This is a genomic window from Stenotrophomonas sp. 85239_Sma (assembly GCF_056481725.1).
Genome location: NZ_CM151163.1, coordinates 458,751 through 481,041, shown reverse-complemented (window position 1 = coordinate 481,041; position 22,291 = coordinate 458,751). Strand labels below are relative to the sequence as shown.

The 22,291-nt window shown below is 68.3% G+C and carries 19 protein-coding genes; 5 read left to right on the top strand and 14 right to left on the bottom strand.

What is annotated here, in order from left to right:
- Nucleotides 1-5 precede the first annotated feature (5 nt).
- The 8 genes from ACYKG1_RS02195 to ACYKG1_RS02160 all read right to left on the bottom strand — a co-directional run bounded on the left by ACYKG1_RS02195 (nucleotide 6) and on the right by ACYKG1_RS02160 (nucleotide 6,224).
- Entirely contained in the window at nucleotides 6-692 is a 687-nt protein-coding gene (locus ACYKG1_RS02195) for a hypothetical protein (RefSeq protein ID WP_262227214.1), read from the bottom strand.
- Between the two features lie 99 nt (nucleotides 693-791).
- Nucleotides 792-1,892: a hypothetical protein gene (locus ACYKG1_RS02190; RefSeq protein WP_262083003.1), complete on the bottom strand. Its 1,101-nt coding sequence runs from the start codon at nucleotides 1,890-1,892 to the stop codon at nucleotides 792-794.
- Nucleotides 1,883-3,079, bottom strand: coding sequence for a hypothetical protein (locus tag ACYKG1_RS02185; RefSeq protein WP_100471133.1), 1,197 nt, complete (start codon nucleotides 3,077-3,079; stop codon nucleotides 1,883-1,885). The genes ACYKG1_RS02190 and ACYKG1_RS02185 overlap by 10 nt, the downstream gene beginning before the upstream one ends.
- A gap of 106 nt (nucleotides 3,080-3,185) precedes the next feature.
- The gene (locus ACYKG1_RS02180) at nucleotides 3,186-4,448 is read right to left on the bottom strand and encodes an RNA polymerase sigma factor (protein WP_262083001.1); all 1,263 of its coding nucleotides are present in this window, start codon (nucleotides 4,446-4,448) and stop codon (nucleotides 3,186-3,188) included.
- A gap of 45 nt (nucleotides 4,449-4,493) precedes the next feature.
- On the bottom strand, nucleotides 4,494-4,850 hold the full coding sequence (locus ACYKG1_RS02175; RefSeq protein ID WP_014645774.1) for a DUF1428 domain-containing protein: 357 nt from the start codon (nucleotides 4,848-4,850) through the stop codon (nucleotides 4,494-4,496).
- Between the two features lie 23 nt (nucleotides 4,851-4,873).
- Entirely contained in the window at nucleotides 4,874-5,284 is a 411-nt protein-coding gene (locus tag ACYKG1_RS02170) for a VOC family protein (RefSeq protein ID WP_100471131.1), read from the bottom strand.
- Nucleotides 5,285-5,320: 36 nt separating this feature from the next.
- Entirely contained in the window at nucleotides 5,321-5,743 is a 423-nt protein-coding gene (locus tag ACYKG1_RS02165) for a VOC family protein (protein ID WP_100471130.1), read from the bottom strand.
- A 67-nt stretch (nucleotides 5,744-5,810) separates the two neighbouring features.
- On the bottom strand, nucleotides 5,811-6,224 hold the full coding sequence (locus tag ACYKG1_RS02160; RefSeq protein ID WP_100471129.1) for a YciI family protein: 414 nt from the start codon (nucleotides 6,222-6,224) through the stop codon (nucleotides 5,811-5,813).
- A 726-nt stretch (nucleotides 6,225-6,950) separates the two neighbouring features.
- Between ACYKG1_RS02160 and ACYKG1_RS02155 the strand changes: the two genes are divergently transcribed.
- A complete protein-coding gene (locus ACYKG1_RS02155) occupies nucleotides 6,951-7,358 on the top strand; it encodes a YciI family protein (RefSeq protein WP_004153945.1) in 408 nt (135 codons plus the stop codon).
- On the opposite strand, the gene ACYKG1_RS02150 is transcribed toward ACYKG1_RS02155, so the two are convergent.
- A complete protein-coding gene (locus ACYKG1_RS02150) occupies nucleotides 7,336-9,417 on the bottom strand; it encodes an NHL repeat-containing protein (protein WP_478471712.1) in 2,082 nt (693 codons plus the stop codon). The genes ACYKG1_RS02155 and ACYKG1_RS02150 overlap by 23 nt on opposite strands.
- A 160-nt stretch (nucleotides 9,418-9,577) precedes the next feature.
- On the opposite strand from ACYKG1_RS02150, the gene ACYKG1_RS02145 reads away from it, so the two are divergent.
- Entirely contained in the window at nucleotides 9,578-11,098 is a 1,521-nt protein-coding gene (locus ACYKG1_RS02145; RefSeq protein ID WP_478471710.1) for a tetratricopeptide repeat protein, read from the top strand.
- Between the two features lie 7 nt (nucleotides 11,099-11,105).
- Here ACYKG1_RS02145 and ACYKG1_RS02140 read toward each other — a convergent pair whose 3' ends face one another.
- The gene (locus ACYKG1_RS02140) at nucleotides 11,106-11,882 is read right to left on the bottom strand and encodes a lytic transglycosylase domain-containing protein (protein WP_478471708.1); all 777 of its coding nucleotides are present in this window, start codon (nucleotides 11,880-11,882) and stop codon (nucleotides 11,106-11,108) included.
- A gap of 318 nt (nucleotides 11,883-12,200) precedes the next feature.
- Nucleotides 12,201-13,574, bottom strand: a complete 1,374-nt coding sequence (cycA, locus tag ACYKG1_RS02135) for a D-serine/D-alanine/glycine transporter (RefSeq protein WP_262082996.1) — start codon at nucleotides 13,572-13,574, stop codon at nucleotides 12,201-12,203.
- Between the two features lie 230 nt (nucleotides 13,575-13,804).
- Here cycA and ACYKG1_RS02130 point away from each other — a divergent pair, with 230 nt between their 5' ends.
- Nucleotides 13,805-15,421 carry an EAL domain-containing protein gene (locus ACYKG1_RS02130; protein WP_100471120.1) on the top strand — a complete coding sequence of 539 codons (1,617 nt, stop codon included), beginning with the start codon at nucleotides 13,805-13,807 and terminating at the stop codon, nucleotides 15,419-15,421.
- 103 nt (nucleotides 15,422-15,524) lie between these two features.
- On the opposite strand, the gene ACYKG1_RS02125 is transcribed toward ACYKG1_RS02130, so the two are convergent.
- On the bottom strand, nucleotides 15,525-16,709 hold the full coding sequence (locus ACYKG1_RS02125) for an MFS transporter (RefSeq protein ID WP_100471119.1): 1,185 nt from the start codon (nucleotides 16,707-16,709) through the stop codon (nucleotides 15,525-15,527).
- Entirely contained in the window at nucleotides 16,706-17,884 is a 1,179-nt protein-coding gene (locus ACYKG1_RS02120; RefSeq protein ID WP_478471706.1) for a serine hydrolase domain-containing protein, read from the bottom strand. The genes ACYKG1_RS02125 and ACYKG1_RS02120 overlap by 4 nt, the downstream gene beginning before the upstream one ends.
- A 227-nt stretch (nucleotides 17,885-18,111) precedes the next feature.
- Here ACYKG1_RS02120 and ACYKG1_RS02115 point away from each other — a divergent pair, with 227 nt between their 5' ends.
- Nucleotides 18,112-19,011 (top strand): LysR family transcriptional regulator, encoded by a 900-nt coding sequence (locus ACYKG1_RS02115; protein WP_478471705.1) that lies wholly within the window; start codon nucleotides 18,112-18,114, stop codon nucleotides 19,009-19,011.
- Nucleotides 19,012-19,232: 221 nt separating this feature from the next.
- Nucleotides 19,233-20,840, top strand: a complete 1,608-nt coding sequence (locus ACYKG1_RS02110; RefSeq protein ID WP_478471704.1) for an ATP-binding cassette domain-containing protein — start codon at nucleotides 19,233-19,235, stop codon at nucleotides 20,838-20,840.
- A gap of 78 nt (nucleotides 20,841-20,918) precedes the next feature.
- Here the strand turns inward: ACYKG1_RS02110 and ACYKG1_RS02105 are convergent, their stop codons facing one another.
- Entirely contained in the window at nucleotides 20,919-22,244 is a 1,326-nt protein-coding gene (locus ACYKG1_RS02105; protein ID WP_478471703.1) for a GTP-binding protein, read from the bottom strand.
- Nucleotides 22,245-22,291: the final 47 nt, after the last annotated feature.

Here is a 22,291-nt window from a genome sequence, read left to right as displayed (position 1 = left end):
TCGGATCAGTTCATCTTGTCCAGCTGGCCCAGCATCGAGTCGGCGTTGGACGGCACCTTGACCTTGCTCTTCTTGGCGAAGGTCACGGCCGACTTGGTCGAGCCGTACAGGCCCTGGATGAAGCCCGGCGATTCCTTGGCCACCCATGCACCAGCGGCCAGCTTGCGACCGACGGTGGCCATCTGGGTGGCGCCCAGGTTCTTCATGCCGGCGGTGAAGTTGCTGGCTTCGCCACCCAGCTTCTGCGCTTCGGCAGCCGAGGACAACAGCGAGACCAGGCCTTCGGCGTAGTGCTGCTTGGATTCAGCGTTCAGCTCCGGCTGCGCGGCCTGGCGCTCGTCGATCGCGGCCTGGGCGGCTTCGCTGACCGACACCGACTTCTTCATCGCATCGACGCTGACCGAACCGGACGACAGCGCCTGGCGCTCGGCTTCCAGCAGCTGCACCTGCTCGGCCAGGCCGAAGGCACGGGCGAACGAGGTCTGGGCCTGCAGCGAGTGCGACTGCGAGCTGACGAAACGACGCACCAGTGCTTCCTGCGCGGCTTCGTTCGGCGCGGCGGCGCTGGAAGTGCTGCCGGAGGAGCCGGTGGAGGCGCCCGTCAGGTCCTTCAGCTTGCCCAGGCCAGCGTGGGCCGGCATCGACAGGGTGGCGGCCGCGATGGCCAGGACAAGAGCGGTATTGCGGATCATGTGAGAGTCCTTTGGGAGAGACGGCCGCGGTGCGGCACGTGGGAAATCGGTAACCCCGGGGCGATGCCGAGCGAGCTCGGCACCCACCGGGGTGGCGGATCAGCGGACCGCCTTGACGTTCAGTTCGTTGATCATCTGCTGGGCGGCCTTTTCGGCTGCCAGCTGCAGCGCATTGGTACGGGCCACGGTTTCATTCGGGCCGGTACCGGAGAACTGCACCGGGCCGACCGACGACACGGTGCGCGGGAAACGACCGGTGACATCCAGCACCTTGCCGGTGACAGTGACGAACACGCGGGTGTTGCCGCTGGCCGGATCGCGGTCGCGCATGCCGACGTCGAGGGTGCCCACCGCGATGTACGGGATGTTGGCTGCACGGATACCGTTGGCGGTGTCGCGCAGGGTGGCCGGGGCCAGGTCGTTGCCGGTGCTGAAGTCCTTGCGGATGCGCTCGATGCTGAGCAGGCCGCGCGACTCGCCTTCCACGTATTCGGCTTCAACCACTTCGTAGCCGGCAGCGCTGAAGGCACCGGTCATCGCGGTGTTGACCTCGGCGGCGTTGGCCACCTTCCAGGTGATGTTGTCGGCGCGCGCGGTGGTGCTGCCGCCGCTGGTGACCGACACCGAACCGTTCTGGTTGATGCTGCCGTTGGTGCTGACCGAGTTGCCGCGGAAGCTGTCGCCCTCACGGGTGTTCTCGCTGTAGCTGCTGCTGGCATCGACGCGGCGGTATTCCTTGTCCTGGAACGACTGCACGGTGTCCTGCGAGCGCGCCATGAACAGGAAGGTCAGCAGCGAGCGCTGCGCGGCGGTGGCACCGGCCACGGCCGAACCGGCATCCAGCTTGGTCTGCAGCAGGGTGGTGTTGATCTCGGCGCGGACGGTGACGCTGTAGGTCTTGGCCTTCTTGTCTTCGGTATCCGACAGCTGCACCGCGCTGAGCACGTAGCGGTCGATCTCGCCGATGAACTCGGCGCGGCGCGCTTCGAACAGGCGCAGCTTGGCCGCACCGGATTCGGCGATGTACGCCTCCAGGGCATTGACCTTGGCCTTGTTCAGGGCCTGGGCGCGGGTGTCGGCACTCAGGCGCAGGCCGTAGCTGGCCGAGCCGGTGCCGCGCGAACTCGCGGTCTGCGCAGCGACCGGCGAGGCCACCACCAGCGCGATGAGGATGAGCAGGATGGTACGCATCAACGACATGACTTGATCAACTCCTGGAGGGCTTGGGTCTGCTGCTGCAACGGGCGGCCGCCCGGCTTCTGTTCGTCCAGCCAGGCGCGCGAATCGGCGCGCTTGGCGGCAGCGCCGGCGAAGGCGTCGAAGCCCGCCAGCAGGGTTTCGTAGCTGGCCGACCACTGGTCGACCTGCCACTGCGTGACCGGCACCACCTTGGTGGCACCCTTGCGCAGCGGCTGTTCGAAATAAACCTTGCCCGAGAACGGCTCGGTCACCTTGGCGGTGAAGAAGGCGCCGAACAGCATCGTCTTCATCGCCGGGGTTTCCTCGATCACGCCGTTCTTCAGTGCATCGACCTGCACGTGGATGACGTAGTCGGGTTCGGGAATCTTCAGCTGGTAGACCTTGCCGTCTGCAAAGCGGGCGGCCATCGCGCCACCGATCGCCTGGCCCGAAGCCGGCGGCAGCAGGCCGACGCCGGTGTTGGACGACAGCGTCTTGGACAGTTCATGGGCCAGGGTGGCGCGCAGCGGCGCGTCCCACTTCGGGTCGGGCAGCTTGGCGCGCACCGCCTCGGACAGGGTCACCCCACCCACCTGCAGGCGACGCACCGCAGCGTCGGGCAGCCGGGCCTGCGACAGGCTGGCCGCCAGTACCTGCGACAGGCTGGTATCGGCGCCGCCGTACAGCAGATCGGCGACGATCGCGTCGATATCGTCGTTGTCCGGACGGTAGTCCTGCACGTCGATGCGCTGCAGGGTGAGCGGATAGGAGGCGATCACCTGGCGCTCGCGGAAGTCGAAGAACAACGCCTGCAGCGCCACTTCAACCAGCACCTTGTACTGGTCGCCGATCGGCTCGACCGAGACCAGTTCGCGGTCCAGCGCTGCGGCCAGCACGGTGGCGCTGGTGGTGCCGTCGAGCATCGCCACCGGCTGGTCGATCAGCTCCAGGTGGGCCGGTGCGCGGCGTTTGAGCGACTGCGCCAGCGTCTGGTTCAACGGGACCAGGCCACGCCGTTCCAGCACCGCATGCGCATGCGGCGTGGTCGCCTGCACGGCGGCAGCGTCAGCGGTATAGGCAAAACCGGCCCAATAGGCCTGCTGTGACTTGTCCGCGGCCTGCACGGCCATCGGCCATGCGGCCAGGCTCAGCGCACAGGCAAGCAGGCGCGCAAAAGCGCGCGATGCGCTCTTCGTCCTTGAATACATCCAACCGCTCCTCGGTCAATACGCATGGATCGCAGACGCTCATGCGTCCGCTGGGCGCGAAACATAGCCGCTCACGGGCCCGCCGACAAGTGCTGCCTTTGTCGGTTCACTCCGTGGGTGGCAGGCCCGCCCGTTGCCGCAGCAGACCGCGCTCGGCCTGGTTCTGGCTGAGCCGGGCGGCCTCGGCAAAAGCCTCACGCGCGTCCTGCTCACGCCCCAGTGCCTGCAGCAGCTCGCCGCGCACCACCTGCAGCGGCGCGTAATCGCGCAGGCGCGGGTCGACCAGCAGTGGCTGCAGCTGCGCCCACGCGGCAAAGGCACCGTCGCTGCGCAGGATCGCCACCACCCGGTTCAAGGCCACCACCGGTGAAGGTTGCACCTGCAGCAGCTGTGTATAGAGCGCAGCAATCCGCGGCCAATCGGTGGCGTCAGCGCGACGCGCAGCCGCATGGCAGGCCGCGATGCGCGCCTGCAACACATAGGGGTCCTGGTCGCCGCCGAGGGCCAACGCGCGCGCCAGCACCTGCTGCCCGCGGTCGATCTGCAGCCAGTCCCAACGCGTGCGGTTCTGCTGGTCCAGCAGCACCGGTGCACCCTGCGCATCTGCGCGCGCCGCAGCGCGCGAGGCCTGCAGTTCCATCAACGCCAGCAGGCCCAGCACCGGCGGTACCGGCAACCGGTGCGCCAGGATGCGCGCGAGCCGCAGTGCCTCCTCGCACAGCGCCGGGCGCATCCAGTCGTCGCCGGCACTGGCCGCGTAGCCTTCGTTGAACACCAGATAGATCGCCTCCAGCACCGAGGCCAAGCGCTCCGGCATCGCATCCGCGCGCGGCACCTCATAGGGCACCTGCTTCTGCGCCAGCGTGCGCTTGGCGCGCACGATGCGCTGGGCGATGGTCGGCTCCGGCTGCAGGAACGCACGCGCGATCTCGGCGGTGGTCAGGCCACCAAGCAGGCGCAGGGTCAATGCCACCCGCGCGTCGGCCGGCAGCACGGGATGGCAAGCCACGAACATCAGCCGCAGCAGGTCATCGCCCAGGTCATCTTCCAGTGCCTGGCTGTCATCCGGTGCCGGCAGCGCCGCCGGATGCAGTTCCTCGCCCCATTGCGCGTGCTGCTGCGCCACCCGCTGGTGCTGGCGCAGCACATCGATGGCACGGTTGCGCGCAGTGGTCATCAGCCAGGCTCCGGGATTGTCCGGGATGCCCTGCTCCGGCCAACGCTCCAGCGCGGCCAGCCAGGTGTCCTGGGCCAGCTCCTCGGCACGGCCGACATCGCCACCGAGCAGCCGCGCCAGGCGCGCGATCAGCACTGGCGACTCCATCCGCCAGAGGGTTTCCAGACGCTGCGTCAGTGCGGGCTCGAGCATGCGCCGATCACAGCACGCACGCCCGGCCCGCACAAGCGCCGTGGCTCACGCTTCAACAATCGGCTTGAAGCCGCCCCAGAACATGCGCCGGGTATCAAACGGCATGTCCTTCGGACCCAGCGACGCCAGCCGCGGGTCGGCCATCACCTTGGCGTTGATACGGTCGCGTGCCGCGCGCGAGCGGAACACCACGAAGGCGACGATCACCGTTTCGCCCGGTTTCGCCTTGACCGCGCGCGGGAACGAGGTGCTCTTGCCCGGTTCCACATCGTCGGCCACGCATTCCATGTACTGTAGCGCGCCATGGTCCTTCCACACCGCGCCGGCCTTGCGGGCAAGGCGGCGGTAGGCCGCCACCTTGTCCTGCGGGCACGGCAGCACGTAAGCATCCACGTAAGCCATGAGGGTTCTCCCTGCGGCGGCCGTCAGCCCGGCTCGCCGTCCATGTGTGCGATTTCCCAGAGATGGCCGTCCAGGTCCTGGAAGCCCCGCTGGTACATGAAGCCCAGGTCGCGCGCCGGCTGCGGTTCGCTGCCGCCGGCGGCCAGGGCCTTGTCCACCAGCTCGTCAACTGCCTTGCGACTGGGTGCCGAGAGTGCGTTGATCACTTCCGTGTGGGTATGCGCATCGGCAATCGGCTTGTTGGTGAACTGCTGGAAAAAAGGTTGGGTCAGCAGCATCACGTAGATACTCTCGCTGATGACCATGCCCGCCGCGTCATCGTTGGTGTAAGTTGGATTGAAGGTGTAGCCCAGCGCGGTGAAGAAGGCCTTGGATTTCTCCAGGTCCTTCACCGGAAGGTTGACGAAGATCATCTGCGGTTGCGGTGCACTCATCGGTGAAGCTCCTTGTGGATGAAAGAAAGAGAGGAATCAGGGCTGCTTCATGCAGTTGACCATCCACGGCTTGCCGTAACGGTCGATCAACATGCCCCAGCGGTGCGCCCAGAATGTCTCGCCAATCGGCACCTGTACCTGGCCGCCTTCGGCCAGCGCCGCGAACACGCGCTCGGCTTCCTCGATGCTGTCGACGTCGACATTGATGGTGGTCGAGCCGCCGTCGCCGCCGCCGGGGCCGTCGGCTGCCATCACGATGGCGTTGCCGATTTCCAGCTGGCTGTGCGCGACGTGGTCCAGTGTTTCCGGCGGCATCTCGTTGCAGCCCGGCGAGCCATCGGAGGGCGGCATGTCGCGGTATTTCATTTCCGAGGTGACCTGGCCACCGAGTGCCTTGGCGTAGAACGCCATCGCCTCGTGGGCCTGGCCGCTGAAGCCGAGGAAGGGAATCAGTTTCATGGCAATACTCCGTGGTGTGGTTCAGGGCGGTAGCGCCGGGTCGTGCCCGGCAGGGAGATGAATCGGGTCAACCTTCCAGCTGTGCACGCAGACGCTGTTCCTGCTGCTGTAATTCGGGAGTGAAGGCTTCACCGAAGTCTTCAGCGGAGATCAAGGGGCGCAGTTCGAGCGTGCCACCACTGCCGAACGGCGCACGGCTCGCCCATTCAACCGCCTCGTCCAGCGAACGCACCTCCCACAGCCAGAAGCCGGCGATCTGCTCACCGGCGGGGCCGAACGGACCGGCCTCGACCTTGGGCGCGCCGCTGCCGAAGTGAATGCGTCGGCCGCGCTGGGTGGCGTGCAGGCCTTCACCGGCGAGCATGATGCCGGCGGCCACCAGTTGCTCGTTGAAGGCGCCCATTTCGGACAATTCCTGTTCGCTGGGCATGCGGCCGGCTTCGGAGTCGGCGTTGGCCTTCACGATCACCATCACTTTCATTGCGGTCTCCCGTGGGGACGCGTGGTGCGTGCCCTTCACTGGGTACAACGAACCAGGGGGCGGGGAATCGACACGTCGGTTGGAAATATTTTCTTGCGCGGAAAGCGCGCCTTCGGCGGAGGTCAGCGAACGGCGGAGCCCCTCCGTGGTGGGTTTGGGTGGGTCGCTGAAAGCTCGGGTTCATGGGTTCGGCCGGGTGGGTAGGCGGGTCGGGGGACGCCGTAAACCCATCCATGGGGGCTTGGCCGCGGCATCCATGCCGCGGACACCCCCGCCCCGCCTACCCACCCGGCCCTGGACAGTTTCCTGCCTCCGGTACCCACCACGGGAAGATCAAGAGAAAAGGCAACAGCAAAAGCAAAAGCAAAGGCGGTTGGCTGGCGGGCTCGGCTTTGCGAGCGAAGCGACCCGCTTTTGCTCTTGCTTGTTGATTTCCCGTGGTGGATCGGCCGCCGGAATCTGTCTGGGGCCGGGCGGGTGGGGTTGGCGGGGTATCCGCGCCATGGATGGCGCGGCTAAGCCTCCAGGGACGGATTCACGGCGTCCCCGCCAATCCCACCCGCCCGGCCCACCCTCAGGAAACCCGCTTTCAGCGACCCACCCAAACCCACCACGGAGGGGCTCCGCCGTTCGCCGATCCCCGCCGAAGGCGCGCTTCTGCGCTGCAACATGCCCCCGCGCAGACCTGCGCGATCATGGGCACCCCGCCCCCGCCTGGACCGTGACATGCAGCAGTATCTGCTTCTGATCTATATCGAGCCTGCCCTGCTGCAGGCCCTGCCCACCGAAGAATTCAACGCGCTGATGCGCGACTGCCTCGCCCACGCCGACAAACTGCAGGCCGAAGGCACGCTGCTGGCCGCACAGAAGCTGCAGCCGGTCGATACCGCGCAGACCCTGCGCGTGCGCGATGGCCACAGCCGCGTGCTCGATGGGCCGTTCGCCGAAACCCGCGAACTGCTGGCCGGCTTCAACCTGATCGTCGCCCGCGACCGTGACGAAGCCATGCGCATCGCCCGCGACTTCCCCTGGGCGCGCTTCGGCAGCATCGAGGTGCGGCCGCTGGAAGACATGGACGCCGAGCGCGAACGCTGCGGCGCCCCGGCTGCCGCTATGGCAGCAGCCGTACCCTGATCTCGCGCGGGCCGACGCCTTCGTTGCCGCTGTAGTCGCGCACGCTGGCACGCACGATGTACTCGCCCGGCGGCAACGCCGCCGGCTGCCAGCGCCCGGTTTCCATCAGGCCATCACGCACGGTGTTGGTGGCCAGGTAACGGAAACGGGTCACCGCGCTGCCATGCACGGTGATGCCGCTGTCCGGTGCGTAGGCCACGCGCACCGCTTCCTTCTGCGGCGGCATGCGGTTGAACACGATGTTCCAGCGCGGCTGCTCGTAACCCTGCAGCGGCTGCCCAGCGGCATCGAGGATCTGGTAGCCCACCTGGTACATGCCCAGGCGACGGCGCGGCAGGTTGTTGTCGACCTGGTCCCAGGCCTCGATCACGATCTGCACGCCGCGGCCCTGGCGCGCCACCACCGCTACGCCGTCGCTGCCCGCCGCCATCGGCTGGTCGTTGTCGTCCAGCAGGGCCACATCGGTGATGCGCGGCGCGAAGTGGTCGGCGTAGTTGTGGAAGCCCAGCGCCACCGCATTGGTCTCGAAACCACCCGTGCCCACCGCCAGATGCACGTGCGCCTGGTTGTTGATGCTGCCCAGGCGGTCGCCGGCGTGGATGCGCATGCCGCGGCGCACGCGCATCCGCTCCAGCTTGCCCTGCTCGTCATACAGCGCCTGCCAGCGCGCATCAAACGGCTGGTCGCGCGGAGTGCGGCCGACCCGCATGTGGATGTACTTGAGGCGATCCACCGACAGCCCTTCGGCCTGCTCGCCCAGGCTCCAGGCCGCCACCGGGCTGCTGATCTTGCCGTCGGCGATCGCCAGCACGGTCTGGCCCACGTCACCGCGCACGTCGAAGCCGCCGTGCAGGTGGTGGCGACTCTCACCCTTGAAGTTGCCACGCACTTCGCCCAGCGTACCGACCACTTCATGCCAGCCCTCCTGCGGCGCCAGCGGCCAACGGCCCCCGGTCTTCGGCAACGCGGCATCGGCGGCCGGGCCAACCAGCGCCGGCGCCGGCAGGTCACCCACCGGCAGCGGGCGCAGGCGGTGCAGGCGGTAGCTGGCGGCGTCGGCGACCAGCACGCTGCCATCGGCATCCATCGCCAGGCCGCTGGGGCGGGCCAGGCGTGGCAGGCGCCCGTTGCCGACCAGCGCAATCTGGTGGCCCTGCGGCGTCACCTGCACGATGCGGCCATCGAGATCGCCCACGTACAGCACGCCGTCGTGCGTGGTGGCCAGTGACAGCGGACCATTGATCACGCCACCGGCGGCGACCACGGTGCTGACCGTGCCATCGGCGCCAACACGGCGCACCGCGTTGTTGAACAGGTCGGCCACCAGCAGGGCACCGTGTGCATCGAAGGCCAGCGCCACCGGTGTATCGAAGCGCGCAGCGACGCCGGTGCCATCGGCCAGGCCCGGCCGATCACCACCGGCCAGGGTGCGCACGTTGCCATCGGTACCGATCACCCGGATGCGATCGTTGAACGTATCGGCCACGTAGACCTGGCCCTGCGCGTCCACCGCAATGCCCATCGGCGCATCGAAACGCGCCTGCGCGGCGGGGCCATCGGCATGGCCCTGTTCGCCACCGGCCAGCGTGATCACCTGGCCATCGGTACCGATGCGGCGGATCGCATGGTTGCCAGTGTCGGCCACGTACAGGTTGCCCTGCGCATCAGCGGCAATGCCGGAGGGGGTATTGAAACTGGCCTGCAGCGCAGGGCCATCGACGCGCCCCTCGCCCTGCCCGGCCACGGTTTCGACGCGGCCATCGGGAAGGCGGCGGCGGATGCGGTTGTTATCGCCGGCATCGGTGAAGTAGATGCTGCCATCGGCGCCGCGCAGCAACGCGTAGGGGTCGGCGAAACGCGCCTGCGCGGATCCACCGTCGCGGTCACCGGGATGGCCATCGCCGGCCAACGGCTCGATCTGTGCGGTCCAGGCCAGTGGCGTAGGCGCCGGGCCCGCAGGTTCGGCCAGCGTGTGCAGCGGCGTCTCCCACCAGGTTGCAGCCAATGCCACCGCCGTTGCCAACGCCACTCCTGCCGCCATCCATTGCCACCGTGCCATCGTGCTGCGCTGCTCCTGCCTGAAGAGGCACCGACAATAGACGGTGAAGCTGCGATCCGCCACGGCCAATCGTACTGCCGGATACCAGAGTTCCATGCGCCGCGCTTGTTCTCGCTGCCTGCAGCAGGTTCAATGCGGTTCCCACGGATGGAGAGCCTCCATGCCCCGCATCATCCCCCTCGCCGCCCTGCTGCTGGCGGCACTGGCCAGCACACCGGCCACCGCCTCGATCACGGTGGTGCCGCAGAAGCCCTCTGCCACCGCCGATGCGGTGCATGCGGCGTACGCCATACGCTGGGACGAAGCGATCCAGCAGGCACGCAGCGGCAATACGCTGGGCGCACTGATCAGCATGGAGCGGCTGATGGAGGATCCCCTGCTGGACGACTTCGATGCCGAGCATCGTGGCCGCGCCGCGCAGGTGGCCGGCTGGACCGCGCTGATGCAGAAGAAGCCGGACCAGGCCCGCCGCTACCTGCAACGGGCGCAGGAGGCCCTGCCGGAGGATGCCCAGGTCCTGCTCACCCAGGTGTCGGTGGAACTGTCGGACAACCAGCCGGCCGCAGCCACGTCGTTCCTGGTCAAGGCACTGAAGCATGCCGACGCACCGCTGCCGGTCGATCACCACGCCATCAATTACCTGCAGTACCGCCTGCGTGACCAGCCGCTGAAGCGCATGGACCTGCTGCAGGCGCTGTTCGACAACGGCTGGAAGAGTGGCGGCCTGGAACCCACCGGGCTGTGGCTGGCGCTGGCCACGCTGCAGGCCGACAACGGGCGTGGCGACGACATCCCAGCCACGCTGGCGCGCATCGACAGCCCGGCCGAGATCATCCGCCTGCGCAGCGACAAACGCTTCGACCGTTATGTCGATCGCGGCGATGCGCGCTTCGATCCGGTGCAGGTGGCGCAGCGCCACCTCGATCAACTGCGCGTCTCCGGCCTGCTCGACCGCGCACTGGACGCGCGCATGGCCGAGTTCAGCACTACCCTGCTGATGCTGGACCGCAACGAGGAAGTGCTTTCGTTGACCGACGGCATGGCCGGCGCGGCGAGCAACGGCGAATCGCCTGCCGCCGCGGAAGCGGAATGGGTGGCCTGGCTGCTCAACAGCCGGCTCACCGCACTGCGCCGGCTGGGCCGCACCGATGAGGCACTGGCCACCGCGAAGCTGGCCGCACGCATCGGCGCGCTCGGCCCGGATGGTGCCGAGCACCAGATGAATGTCGGTTTCGTGTTCAGTTCGCTGGGGCGCATGCAGGACGCTGCGCAGGCAGTGAATGACATGCCGGGCCTCGCCGGCTACGGCAAGGCCGCGCAGGCGCTGCTGCAGTTCGCCGCCGCCCGCGAGCGCGGCGATGCCAAGGCGCGCGATGCGGCACGCGCGGTGATCCTGGCCCAGCGCGATGACGCGCGCCTGTTCCATCGCGAAATGCTGCTGGAGGAAGGCAACCTGGACGGTGCAGCCGCCGTGCTGATCGAACAGCTGCGCTCGCCGGTTGAACGCGGTGAAACCCTGGCTGCCCTGCAGGACATGCGGACCTATCCGTCATTGCCGGGCGATGTGCGCATCGATGCCGCCTGGCGCGCACTCAAGCAGCGTGCCGACGTACAGGCCGAGGTGGCACGCGTCGGCCGCATCGAGCGCTACGGGCTGGTCAGTACCTCCACCTCGCGCTGAGTGCCGGCTAGCGCGCCGGCACCTCCGTGCGGATGCCCATCGCTTCACGATAGCGCGCGTACAGCGCCATCACCTTGTCCACGTAGGCCAGGGTTTCGGCGTAGGGCGGCACGCCCTTGTAGCGGGTGACCGCCCCGATGCCCGCGTTGTAGGCGGCCGCCGCCAGCGGGCGATCGCCGTTGTAGCGGCGCAGCAGCGCGCGCATGTAGCGCGCGCCACCCTCGATCGACTGCTGCGGCGAGAACGGATCGCGCACCCCGTATTCCTGCGCGGTATCGGGCATCAGCTGCATCACTCCCTGCGCGCCCTTGCTGGATACCGCCAGCGCGTCGAAATTGCTTTCGGCGTGGGCGATCGCACGCAACCACGCATCATCGACGCCGGTGGCCTTGGCCGCGGCCTTGAACTGCCTGGCGTGTTGCGCCAGCTGCGGCTTGCCGACCTTGCCCAGCCCTTCATGCGCTGGCTCGCCCGGTGGCGTGGCCACGGTGAACTTCAGGAACACCCGCGAGCCGGGCAGGTTGCGCGTGGAGTAGACCAGCGCCCCGTCCTGTTCGCGCTCGTACAGCACGCCGCTGAACACGCCCATGTTGCCCCACAGGTTGGGGGTCTGGATGGCGTTGTCGTCGACCTCCCTGGCGGTACAGCGTGAGCCGGGTTCCGGGGCGGTAGCCAGGCTGACGGTGTTGCCCTGCACGCAGCGATAGACGGTGCGCGCGGCAGCCAGCCCGGGCCACAGGCTGGGCAGCAGCAACAGCGCGAGCAGGAGGGGGCGACGGGACATGGCGGCCGGATGATCCGGCCGCGCCCGCGAATGTTGGGTGAATGGGGGTTGGCAGGGCTGCGCCCTGCACCTGCAGAGGCAGCGTCAACACCCTGAGCAGCGCTGGGCAGTTGAGGGCTGGTCGGGTGGGTGTGGCCCGGCAGGACACGCCGAAAACCCATCGATGGGGGCTCGATGGCGCCATCCATGGCGCCAACGGTCCCGCCGGGCCACACCCACCCGCCCTGGACAGTTTCCTGCAGCGGGCAGTAGATCCACGCCATGCGTGGATGAAACGTCCGGAGACAATGGATCAATCAATGGAACGGAAACGCTGGGTTACTTCGCCGTCCTCCGCCGCGCCCAATACCCCACAGCCAACAGCACGAACCACGCCGGGCTGGCGATCAGCGCCTGGCGGGTGTCGCCCTGCAGGCTCAGCAGCACCAGCACGCCGGCGAAGAACACCAGGCAGGCCCAGCACATGGCCACGCCGCCGGGCATCTTGAAGATCGATGCCGCGTGGCGCTCCGGGTAGCGGCGGCGGTAGGCCATGTAGGCCACCAGGATCAGCGACCAGACGAAGATGAACAGCACCGTCGCCAGCGTCGTCACCAGGGTGAAGGCGGTCACCAGGTTGGGAATCAGGTAGATCAGCAGCGTGCCGCCCAGCAGGCACAGACACGAGAACAGCAGGCCGCGGGCCGGCACCGCGGCGCGCGACAGCTTCGACAGCCCGCGCGGGGCGTGGCCCTCTTCGGCCAGGCCATACAGCATGCGGCTGGTGGAGAAGATGCCGCTGTTGGCCGAGGACGTGGCCGAGGTCAGCACCACGAAGTTGATCAGGCTGGCGGCGGCGGGAATGCCGGCCAGCACGAACAGCTGCACGAACGGGCTCTTGTCCGGCACCACCTGACGCCACGGGGTGACGGCCATGATCGCGATCAGCGCCAGCACGTAGAAGATGATGATGCGCACCGGGATCGAGTTGATCGCCTTGGGCAGGTTGCGCTCGGGGTCGGCGGTTTCGGCGGCGGTGGTGCCGACCAGCTCGATGCCGACGAAGGCGAATACCGCAATCTGGAAACCGGCGAAGAAGCCGACCAGCCCCATCGGGAACATGCCGCCGTCATTCCACAGGTTCGACAGCGAGGCGGTGTGGCCGCTGGGCGAGGTGAAGCCCCACGCCACCAGCCCAGCGCCGGTGATGATCAGTGCGCAGATCGCCACGATCTTGATCAGCGCGAACCAGAACTCCATTTCGCCGAACAGCTTCACCGTCACCAGGTTCAGTGCCAGCAACAGCAGCACGCAGGCCAGCGCCGGTATCCACGCATCCAGCCCGGGGAACCAGAACTGCGCGTAGGCGGCGATGGCGATCACATCGGCGATGGCAGTCACAATCCAGCAGAACCAGTAGGTCCACCCACAGAAGAAGCCCGCCCAGGGCCCGAGCAGGTCGGTGGAAAAATCGATGAAGGATTTGTACTGCAGGTTGGACAGCAGCAGCTCACCCATCGCGCGCATCACGAAGAACAGCATCGCGCCGATGATCAGGTAGACGAAGACGATGGACGGGCCGGCCAGGCTGATGGTCTTGCCCGACCCCATGAACAGGCCGGTGCCAATGGCACCGCCGATGGCGATCAGTTGCAGGTGGCGGTTGGACAGGCTGCGGCGCAGGTGCTCGGGGGGCGTTGCGGGCTCGGTCATGGGCGCGGGCAAAAGGGACGGGCGAAGCGTTCGACGGTAGTCCCCCACGGCGCCGAGCGCCAGCGTTGACGGACCTATTCCGTCAAATCTGGCCGCTTTCACCACAATGTGACCGAATACCGTATTGATCCCATTCCGCCCGGCCCCGCGCCATGCTCAGATAGCCGCATCTGCCCAAGGACCGGCCCGACCATGCGCCCTGCCCCGCCCGCCCTGCTGGAGCCCCGGCCATGAGCCGGCTGCGCGTCATCATCGGCGGCACCGCGCTGGCGCTGCTGGCCGCTGCGGTGCCGATCGCAGTCATGGCCTATGCCACCTGGGACCGCGCGGTCAGCGTTGAACAACAGCGCCTGCGCGACATCGCCGACCGCAGCCTGCGCCGCTCCGACCTGTCCTACCAGGAAGCACTGGCGGCGCTGAAGTCGGCCGAAGCCGGCGCCTATGTGTCCTGCAGTCCCGAGCACGTCCGGCGCATGCAGACGCTGGTGATGACCACCCCATCGATCGACCAGATGGGCTACTTCGAAGGCGGCAAACTACGCTGCACCTCCTGGGGACCGTTCCTGGCCGATGTGGATCAACCCACGCCGGACCACGTCACCAGCGATGGCGCTGGCATCGCGGTGGACGTGCGCCCGGAAGTCAGCGGGCGCCGCCAGGTGCTGGCAATCCTGTACGGGTCCTACGACGTACTGGTGGACCCGCGGCGCTTCGTCGATGTCATTGCCGATCCGAACGTGCGGCTGGCACTGGCCAGCCCCGATGGGCGCCTGCTGGCCAAGCAGCCGGGCCTGGATCCGGACCTGCTGCAGGCGCTGCTGCGCGACCCCGGCGAAGGCCTGGACCACTCCACGCTGTTCGCCACCGCGCGCAACGAGGAATGGCTGGCCATCGCTACCACGCCGCGCACCGCGCTGGCTGCGGCGTTCCGCCAGCAGGCGTGGCTGTACGTGCCGGTCGGCCTGCTGCTGGCCGCTGCCGGGGCCGGCCTGGTGATCTGGCTGTCGCGGCGCCGCCTGTCGCTGCGCGGTGAACTGGCCACCGCCATCCGCCGCCGCGAGCTGTACCTGCATTACCAGCCCATCATCGAACTGGACACCGGCATCTGCGTCGGTGCCGAGGCGCTGGTGCGCTGGCAACGCCCGGATGGCACCCAGGTACGGCCCGACCTGTTCATTCCGCTGGCCGAAGAGGCCGGCATGATCGCCGACGTCACCGACCTGGTGATCGAGAACGTGGTGCGCGACATGCGCGAGCTGCTGGTGGCCGACCGCAGCGCGCACATCGCGATCAACCTCGCCGCCGAAGACATCAGCAGCGGCCGCGCCCTGAAGATGATTTCCAGGCACATGGCCGGCAGCGGCATCCTGCCGCAGCAGATCTGGATGGAGGCCACCGAACGCGGCTTCCTCGACCTGGACCGAGCGCGCACGATGCTGGCGCAGGCACGCCGTGCCGGCCACAGCGTGGCCATCGACGATTTCGGCGTCGGCTTTTCCAGCCTGCAGTACCTGGAGCAGCTGCCGCTGGACGCGCTGAAGATCGACAAGTCGTTCATCGATGCGATCGGCACCGAAAGCGCGACCAGCCCGGTCACGCCGCACATCATCGACATGGCCAAGGAGCTGGGCCTGTGGGTCGTGGCCGAGGGCGTGGAAACCGAAGCGCAGCTGGCCTATCTGCACAGCCGGCATGTGGAATTCGGCCAGGGCTGGCTGTTCTCGCGACCACTGCCCCGCGACGAGTTCGTGGCCTTCCACCACAAGCGGCAGCAGCAGTACGGCGCGGCACGCGAACACATGCAGAACCCGCGCAGCGTGCCGATCGAGCGGGTGCCGCTGGAGTAGAGCAAAAGCAGGGCGCCCGCTCCAGCAGGTCCGCGCCATGCGTGGATGGCGCGGCCCCGGTAGTGCCGGCCGCTGGCCGGCACCGCGTCGTCATTGTCGGCCCCTACGCCCACGCCTTCGGCCGTGCCAGCAGCCACGCCACCGTCACCGCCAGCAACAGCAACGGCAGCCAACCCAGCTGGCGTGGGCCGCTGGCCTGCAGCAGCACGCCGCCCGCCACGCCACCGGCAGCAATGGCCAGGTTCCAGCCGGTCACCAGCATCGACTGTGCCAGGTCCGCGGCGGCACCCGCACGGCGTGCCAGTGCGGTCTGGAACAGCGTCGGCACCGCGCCGAACGCAACGCCCCACAGGATCGTTGCCAACAGCAGCGCGCTCGCCGCGCCAGGCCATACCAGCAACATCAGCACCGGCACGATGAAGCCGATCACCGCCGCCCACACCAGCACACGCAGGTGGCGATCCACGCCCCAGCCCGCCATCCCGATGCCGGCAATCGCCGCCATGCCGAACGCCAGCAGCAGCCGGTCCAGCCACGCGCCGGCACCCGCATCGACTGCCAGCGGCTCGATGTACGTGTACAGCACGTTGTGCGCCAGCACGTACAGCACCATCACCAGCAGCGTGCTGCGCACGCCGGGCATCCGCCAGACCGTACCCAGCGACGTGCGCTGGCCGGCACCAGCCGCTGGCAGCGCCGGCAGTGTCCAGCGCGCGTACGCCAGCAGGCCCACGCCCAGCACGCTCATCAACGCGAACGCCCAGCGCCAGCCAACCTGCTGGCCAAGCAGCGTGCCGGCCGGCACCCCCAGCGACAGCGCCAAGGGCGAACCCACCATCGCCACCGCAATGGCACGCCCCTGCAACGACGGCACCACCATGCGCGCGGCATAACCGGCCACCAGCGACCACAAGAGGCCACCGCTCACACCGGCCAGGAAGCGCGCAACGAGGATCAGCGCATAACTGCTGCTCAGCGCGGTCAGCGTGTTGACCACCACGAAACCGGCAATGGCGGCCAGCAGCAACGGGCGCCGCGGCAGGCGCTGGGTCAGCGCGGTCATCGGCAGTGCGGCCATCACCGAGCCCAGCGCATACACGCTCACCAGTTGACCGACCGCCGCATCACTCACGCCCAGGCTTTCGCCCATCGGCCGCAGTACACCGGCCGGCAGGGTTTCGGTCAGCAGGGTGATGAAGCCACCACCGGCCAAGGCCAGCAGGCCCGCCCAGGGCAGGCGCGTGGCCTCACCGGCCGGGCTGGCAGCATCAAGGGCGTGGCCGCTCATCGCGCCGCCTCCAGATCAGCATAGACCGCATCACGCAGTTCATCGACGAAGGCACCATCCATGCCCTCGTACAGCGTGTTGGTCAGTGCCACCACGCTCAGCCCACGCGACGGGTCGACGAACCAGCTGTGCCCATAGGCGCCGCCCCAGCGCCAGCTGCCTTCGCGCTGCGGCGTGCCACTGGCGGTGGCATCGCGCAGCACCGCAAAGCCCAGCCCGAAGCCCCAGCCGGCCGGTTCCGGCGGTCCCTGCTCGCCCACCTGCGGGCTGGCCATCTCTGCCGCCAGCGCGGGCGGCAGCAGGCCGGAGCGCTGCACATCACGCAGCGCCTCCAGCACCGACATCACTTCATCGGCAGTACCCACCAGGCCGGCGCCGGCGGAAGCGAAACGGCTGGCATCGAGGGCACGCGCAAGGCTGTACTCGATGCCGACCGTACCTTCGAAAGGCGCAACCACTTCGCCTTCGCGCAGGCGATGCGGCTGCGGCGTGTCGCTCACATAGGGCGTGGCCAACCGCGCACCCTCGTGCGTGGCAAACGCGGTGTCACGCAGGCCCAAAGGCGCGGCAAGCAAACGCTCGAACAGCACCTGCAGCGTTTCACCGGTCGCGGCTTCGGCCACCGCCCCCGCCACGTCCACGCCCAACGAGTACAGCCATTGGCTGCCCGGCTCGAACAGCAGCGGTGCCTGCGCGATCCGGCACACGTTCTCGGCCAGGGAAAGCGGGTTTGCATCCAGGCCATCGCTGACCCCAGCGTGCGCATAGGGGCCCTCCGCATCGGCTTCCAGGAAGCGGTATCCCAGCCCGCTGCTGTGGCTGAGCAGCTGGCGCAGGCTGATCGGCGGCATGCGGCCATCGGCCAGCGCCGGGCGGAAGTCCGGCAGCCAACGCTGCACCGGCGCATCGAGGTCGAGCACGCCCTCGGACACCAGGCGCAGGATCACCGTGGTCAACAGCGGCTTGCTGACCGATGCCAGCCGGAACAGCTGGTCGCGCTGCATCAGCGTGGCCGACTCGCGATCGGCCAGCCCGGTCGCGCTGGCATGGCGCAGCACACCGTGCTCGCGCACCAGCACCACCGCGCCCACCAGGCGCTGCGGGTGCACCTGCTGCAACAGCCGCTGCACCGAAGGCAGCGTCGGCGCGGGTTCAAGGGAAAGAGCGGCATTCATCGCAGTGATCCGTGGGGAGAGGCCCGCCACGTTAGGCAGCACGGCACGGCGCAAAAAGCCGGTTGCCGCTCCGGTCATCATGGACCGTGCAGTCCGTAATCGGCATCATGGCCGGAACTGCAAGGCCGCAACGGCTGCCATTCCGGCCCGCACCACAGTGTTGCGGCGGCGGTGCCGTCCAGCGCCATCGCCCTCCCTACCCTGCTGCTTTCATCGCCCGCACGCCCATGTCAGTCCTGGACAACCTCGCCAACCTGCAGACCTTCGTGCACGCCGCCGACACCCGCAGCTTCGTCGAGACCGGGCGCCTGCAGGGCATCTCCGCCTCGGCCGCCGGCAAATGCGTTGCGCGGCTGGAGCACGCGCTGGGCGTGCGCCTGTTCCACCGCAGCACGCGCAGCATCACCCTGACCGCCGAGGGCCAGCTGTTCCTGGCACGCTGCCGGCGCATCCTCGACGAACGCGATGCCGCGCGTACCGAGCTTGCGCAACCGCACGCCACCCCCAGCGGTACGCTGCGCATCGGCCTGCCACTGGTCGGCGACCTCACCCTGCCGTTGATGGCCGAGTTCATGGCTGCGTATCCGGACATCCGCCTCGACCTTGATTTCAGCGACCGGCTGGTCGACGTCATCGAGGAAGGTTTCGACGCCGTGCTGCGTGTCGGCGAACCCAGCGATTCGCGCATGAACGCACGTCGCCTGGGGGTGTTTCCACGCCGCATCGTCGGCTCGCCGGCCTACCTGCAGCGCCGCGGTACGCCACGCACGCCCGCCGAACTGCTGCAGCACACGCTGCTGCACTACCGCTTCCCCAGCACCGGCAAGCTGGAGCTGTGGCCGATCCATTGGCCCGACCATGAAACACCGCAGGAGCTGCCGGTGCACATGGTGGCCAACACCATCGAGGCGCGGGTGGCGCTGGCGCTGCGCCACGTCGGCCTGGCCTTCGTACCCGTGCACTCGGTGCGCGATGCGCTGGCGGACGGTCGCCTGGTCAGCGTGCTGGACGAACACGTGCATTCCTGCGGCATCTTCCACCTGCTGTGGCCTTCGGGCCGCCACGTACTACCGAAGCTGCGGGTGTTCATCGATTTCGTCAGCGCCCGCCTGGAAACCGTGCCCTAGGCGCGATCCCCCCATGCCCGGCCCACAGTAGGTCCACGCCATGCGCGGATGCCCTTGTAGAGCCGAGCCATCAAACCATTCAGCCAGCCCCGCTATACTTCCCCCTCATTCCTCCCAGAGGCTCGCGACCAATGCGCCATTGATGCCGCCGTCTTCCCAGCAGACGGCCTGACTCTTCCCGCCCCTGCGCGCAGGGAGAACCCGGCATCCATGGAGGTCGCATGACCACACATTCCCTCACGCTCGATCGCGTGTCGTATCGGCTGGCCGACGGCCGCGCGCTGTTTTCCGACCTGTCGTTTTCCTTCGAACCGGTAGCCACCGGCCTGGTCGGTGCCAATGGCACCGGCAAGAGCGTGCTCGCACGCCTGCTGACCGGCCAGCTGTTGCCCGACAGCGGGCAGATACGCAGCAGCGGCCGCGTGTTCCTGTTGCCGACGCCCGGCTATCCCCCCACCGGCACGGTCGGTGAACTGGCCGGCGTCGGCGCGGAACTGGCCGCACTGCAACGCATCGAAGCCGGCAGCGTGGACGAGACCGACTTCGCCTGTGTGGGCGAGCGTTGGGACCTGCGCGAGCGCCTGCAGCAGCAGTGGCAGGCGCTACGGCTGCCCGAGGATCTCGATCCTGCCCAGCCCGCCGCGCGCCTCAGCGGCGGCCAGGCCATGCAGGTGGCGCTGTCCGGCGCGTGGGCCAGCGGCGCCGATTGGCTGATCCTGGACGAACCCAGCAACCACCTCGATGCCCGCCATCGCCAACAGTTGTACGAACAACTGCAGCACTGGCGTGGTGGCCTGCTGGCAATCAGCCACGATCGCGAGATGTTGGCGCACATGCAGCAGATCGTCGAACTCGACGCGCGCGGGCTGCATCGCTATGGCGGGCCGTGGCAGCACTACGCGGACACGCGTGCCGCCGAACGCGAAGCCGCTGCTGCACAGCTCGACCATGCGCGCGCCCAGCACCGGCAGCAGCAACGCAGCGCACGCGAACAGCACGAGCGCCAGCAGCAACGCCAGGCACGCGGCAATCGCGATGCGAAGCAGGCCAACCAGGCGCCGATCCTGCTCGGCCGGCAGAAGCAGCGTGCCGAGGCCAGCCACGGCCGCGCGCAGCAGGTACAGGCCGAGCGCCTGCAGGCCAGCGTCGATCAGCTGCGCGCTGCGGCCTCGGCGGTTCACACCGCGCCGGAACTGGCGCTGTTTGCAGGCGACGGCGAACGTGGCAGCGCGCGCCTGCTGCAGGTGGAATCGCTGGTGCTGCCGCATGGCTGCAGTGCGCCGTTGCAGCTGGAGATCCGTCGAGGGCAGCGCATCGCCGTGGTCGGTGACAACGGCAGTGGCAAGTCCACGCTGCTGCGCGTGCTGGCCGGCCAGCTGCCTGCACGCGGTGGCATCGTGCAACGCCACGCACCGCTGGCGCTGCTCGACCAGCAGCTGCTGGGGTTGTCCGGCGAGCGCAGCATTCTCGACACCGTGCAGGCCGCCAACCCGGCGGCTGATACCGGTGAACTGCGCACACGGCTGGCCCTGCTCGGGCTGGACGCTCAGCGCATCCAGCGTCCAGCCCATAGCCTCAGCGATGGCGAACGGGTGAAAGGCGCCCTGGCCAGCGTGCTGTATGCCGACCCCGCACCGCAGCTGTTGCTGCTGGACGAGCCCGGCAACGCACTGGACCTGAGCGCGCTGCAGGCACTGGAGGAACTGCTGGCGGCATGGCCGGGCGCACTGGTGATGGTCAGCCACGACCGGCACCTGCTGCAGGCGTTGCGACCAACCCACGTGCTGCAGGTAAGCACCGAGGGTTGGCAGTGGCGTGACGCCTTGTAGATCCACGCCATGCGTGGATGGATGCATGGCGGGTAGTGCCGGCCGCTGGCCGGCACACCACCAGCGCTCAACGCCCGCTCAGCGCTTCCACACCGGGAACGCCTGCGGCAGCTGCTGCCACAGCAGCGGGCCCGCGCGCAGCTCCTGCTCGTTGAGCAGGCAGGCATCCAGCTCCGCGCGCACCGCACGCTCATCCATGTGTACGCCGATCACCACCAGCTCCTGGCGGCGGTCGCCCCACAGCGGGTGCCACAGCCGCTGCATCGCCGAATGTGCGGCCGCATCCGGGAATTCTTCCAGCCCCGGCAACGGCGCGCTCCAGCAGTCGGCCTGCTGCCGTGCCCAGCCCAGGTCGCTGTAAGGCAGCGGCGTCGGTGGCAACAACGGCGCGGTGTCTTCCAGCCCGGCGCGCACGCGATCGCGCGCGGCGTACCAGAACCCCGCCGCCTGCGTCCGCGTCGCGGCGCCCACGGTGTTCAGCTCGCCCACCCAGTCCATGCGGTTGGCCAGCCAGAACCAGCCCTTGCTGCGGATCACGCCGGGCATCCCCGACTGCAGCGCGCGCGCGAAGCGCGCAGGATGGAACGGTCGCCGCGAGCGGTAGACGAAACTGGCGACGCCATATTCCTCGGTTTCCGGCGTGTGCTCGCCACGCAGTTCCTTCACCCAACCCGGCGCACGTTGCGCACGCTCGTAATCGAAGCGGCCGGTGTCCAGTAGCTCGGCCAGCGGCACATCACCGAAACTGGACAGCAGCAGCTTCGCGTCGCGGTTCAGGCCACGCAGCACGGCCAGCGTGTCCTGCAGCACTTCGTCATCCACCTGGTCGATCTTGCTGACCACGATCACATCGGCGAACTCCACCTGCTCGCACAGCAGGTCGACCACGCCGCGATCGTCGTCCGGCCCGGCCTGCTGCCCGCGCTCGGCCAGGCGCAGCGTCGAACCGAAGTCGGCCAGGAACGCACTGCCATCCACCACCGTCACCATCGTGTCCAGGCGCGCGATGTCACTCAGGCTGAAGCCCTGCTCGTCGCGTACCGCGAAGGTGGCCGCCACCGGCATCGGCTCACCGATTCCGGTCGACTCGATCAGCAGGTAGTCGTAGCGACCGGCATCGGCCAGCCGCCGCACTTCCTGCAGCAGGTCGTCGCGCAGCGTGCAGCAGATGCAGCCGTTGCTGAACTCCACCAGCGTCTCTTCGGTGCGGCGCAGTTCGGCGCCGCCCTCGCGCACCAGCTGTGCATCGATGTTGACCTCGCTCATGTCGTTGACGATGACCGCCACGCGCAGGCCCTCGCGGTTGCGCAGGATCTGGTTGAGCAGGGTGGTCTTGCCGGCCCCGAGGAAGCCGGACAGCACGGTGACCGGAAGGCGACGGTCGGCGCGGGAAACAGTGTTCATGTCGGAGCGGGTTGGCTGCGGAACGGAAATGTTACTGTATAACAATT